Source organism: Variovorax glucosi (genome assembly GCF_051216695.1).
GTDB lineage: Bacteria > Pseudomonadota > Gammaproteobacteria > Burkholderiales > Burkholderiaceae_C > Variovorax.
In genome coordinates this window covers 1-1,073 of the sequence record NZ_JBPJZE010000344.1, presented here as the reverse complement: position 1 = coordinate 1,073, position 1,073 = coordinate 1, and the positions used below count along the sequence as shown (strand labels likewise).

General features: G+C 63.8%; 2 protein-coding genes. Both read right to left on the bottom strand.

Going from position 1 to position 1,073, the window contains the following annotated elements; all coding sequences use genetic code 11:
- The coding region (locus tag ACSFA3_RS25520) for an aldehyde dehydrogenase family protein (protein ID WP_435508114.1) at positions 1-246 on the bottom strand (246 nt) is incomplete at its 3' end.
- 10 nt (positions 247-256) lie between these two features.
- A partial coding sequence (locus ACSFA3_RS25515; protein ID WP_435508113.1) for an FAD-dependent monooxygenase occupies positions 257-1,073 on the bottom strand: 817 nt, incomplete at its 5' end.

Here is a 1,073-nt window from a genome sequence, read left to right as displayed (position 1 = left end):
ATTGGCGCGCTCGCGTGCCAATGCCGCCACCTTGCGCAGTACCTCGGACCGCTCCACCGGCGAGCTGTGTCGCCAGGACTGGAACGCGCGATGTGCGGCGCTCAATGCCGCGTCGATGTCCTCGGGCGTGGCCCAGGGCAGGTGCCCGAGCAAGTCGAAGGTCGCAGGATCGCGCACCTCTTGTCCGGGGCGGCCGTCATTCCCCACAAAGCGGCCCCCAATGTAGAGGGAAAGCTCGGGATACATCATCATCCTCTCAAGCATGCGCCAAGAGTTGTGGCGGTTCCTCTGCGCTTGCACAGCCAGCCGGGAAAGACGTGGCAACAGGCAACACGGTCTCGCAGAATGACGACAGTTGCTGCACGGCGTCGCCCACCTTGCCTGCAACCGCAATGAACCGGTCCGGTCGGATCAACACCCAATCGACGTTCTTGCCCTGAAACCAGAAGTGCAGCGCGTTCTCCACGTCCTCGATCACCGTGCCCGACGGCTGGACCGGCACGTTAGAGCAGGCTTCATTCCTGACACTGCGCGACCGCACAGCGACGTAGTGGTCGCAGCCCAGGCGGTCGAGTTGCACCCTCAGGCCGGCGGGCGCGCTCGCCAGCGCGTCCCTGCGCCAACTCACCAGTGCGAAACGGGCACCGACGACATCATCGAGCCGCTGGGTACGCCCAGGCTCGCGCTCGATGTTGGGCTGGATGAACATGCGCCCCACCAGTTCGTCGCGCCGCTCATCGCCGCTGTCTAGGACGATGCCCTTTAAGAAGCGGGGCATGGGCTTGAACTTCATCTGCAACACGTAGTCGCGTACGCGTGGAATGTTCTTGATGGACAGGAAGAAGCGGTCACGCATCCAGGCCACGAAGCGATTGCGCTGGGACAGCACGGAACCGAACAGATCCGCTAGGTCGATCATCGCCTTGGCGTGCGCATGGCGCTCATCGTGGTAGCTCGCCAGCAACTCGGGCTTCAGTCGCCCCTGCAGGATCCAGGCGAGTTTCCAAGCCAGGTTGAAGGCGTCACGCACGCCCGCATTCAGACCCTGGCCGATCCACGGCGGTGTGATGTGC